Source organism: Desulfobotulus mexicanus, assembly GCF_006175995.1.
Classification (GTDB): Bacteria; Desulfobacterota; Desulfobacteria; order Desulfobacterales; family ASO4-4; genus Desulfobotulus; species Desulfobotulus mexicanus.
In genome coordinates this window covers 1-1,507 of the sequence record NZ_VDMB01000063.1, presented here as the reverse complement: position 1 = coordinate 1,507, position 1,507 = coordinate 1, and the positions used below count along the sequence as shown (strand labels likewise).

The 1,507-nt window shown below is 41.8% G+C and carries 2 protein-coding genes and 1 pseudogene; 2 read left to right on the top strand and 1 reads right to left on the bottom strand.

Features of this window, described 5'->3' with window-relative positions; genetic code table 11:
- Positions 1-320 (top strand): annotated as a pseudogene (locus FIM25_RS17450) (hypothetical protein); the annotation flags it as partial.
- Here FIM25_RS17450 and mauJ read toward each other — a convergent pair.
- The gene (gene mauJ / locus FIM25_RS16890; protein WP_179953493.1) at positions 304-1,248 is read right to left on the bottom strand and encodes a methylamine utilization protein MauJ; all 945 of its coding nucleotides are present in this window, start codon (positions 1,246-1,248) and stop codon (positions 304-306) included. The pseudogene FIM25_RS17450 and the gene mauJ overlap by 17 nt on opposite strands.
- Before the next feature lie 67 nt (positions 1,249-1,315).
- On the opposite strand from mauJ, the gene FIM25_RS16885 reads away from it, so the two are divergent.
- The coding region (locus FIM25_RS16885) for a helix-turn-helix domain-containing protein (protein WP_139449876.1) at positions 1,316-1,507 on the top strand (192 nt) is incomplete at its 3' end.

The window sequence follows — 1,507 nt, the reverse complement described above, 5'->3', positions numbered from 1 at the left end:
GGATTTACCGGGATAAGGATGTCGTTGAAAAAGGCTTTGATCGAATGAAAAACAACCTTGATCTTGGCAGACTAAGGGTTCACAGCAATCACAATGCCAGGAATAAAACCTTCGTAGGTTTCCTGGCACTCATATTGTTGTCAAAGATCCACTACACGATGCTTCAGGAAAAACTGTATTGCAAAATGACAATGAAGGAATTGCTTCTGACTTTATCCAAGTTGCGCAGACAGGAAATCAAGGGAACCAAAATCCTTTTTCCATTAACCAGACTTCAAATGACTATCTTTAAAGCCTTTGGAGTTAAAGAACCTGCGTAGGTATAAAAAAGAGCGGGATTTCAGGATTCTCATAAGCCCCCGGTACATGAGCAATCGAGTTACGATATTTTGCCCTCATCTCATCCATAACTTTTGTAAATTTCATACCAACCCTGCCAGCAAAAACCTTATGATCAGGGATTTTTTCTTCTGTTAACTTTGGGACAGATAGATTATTTCTCCGGCACCATTTTGCTTTCTCTATATCAACAGACTCCGCCGCACGCCAGAAAGAAAAGAAAGAATATGCTGGATCATTACAATTAAGCCCTGTCCTATATAGCGATAGAGCATGAGTTAAAGGTTCGTGCTCCGTAAAATCTCGCGGTGACAGCTTTATTCTTCCAGGCTCAACCAGTTTCTGATATTGAATAGTACCTGAGGGGAGGCCAATCCAGTGTTTTTGAACAATCGGCAATACTTGATCAGTTTGAAAGGAAATTTGGTTCAACAGTGGCGTAATTAAATTCAAGCCTGAAGCGAGATAATCCTTATCACCGTCTTTTTTCCCCAATACAGAAATCATAGCTAAATGACCAGCGGAGTCTGGATAAACACCGATTTCATGATTATTAATATTGCAAAAAAATGGCTCATCCAAGCTTACAAGAGGCTTTCCAATAGGAGCAAGCATCTGACGGTCGGGGAAATAAAAATGATTTGGCACAAAATAATACTGTGCTAACCATAATACATCTTTATCGGGCCTATCTCCTTCATCTCCAATTCCAATCCGGTACTCGCTGAAAGTACCTATAGGAGCGTTTTCCCATCCTTCCACCTCAACATCCAAAGATTCAGGTGTATATCGAGGTTTTAACTTCTTGCTCCACTGCGTACCATATTTCCTTTGATCTTCTATGAGTTCTTGATCAAAATCCCCTGACTTCGAAGAATACCCAAACAAGCCAGAGCGTGCTTTCCCCACTACTACCACTTCTGGCTCATTTACTAAAAAGTTCAAAACCAACTCGACATGATGTATATTGCTGCTTATGAAAAAACAAGACGCTAGAAAACTCGATCATAAGACCCGTGAGGCTATCCGTATACGCGCTGTCCAGCAGATCGAATCGGGTGAAAGCCCAGAGGTTATCGCCAGGGCTCTGGGTTACCATCGATCCGCAATTTACCAGTGGATAGCCAAATACCGCAAAGGCGGCCTTGACGCTTTAAAGACGAAACCG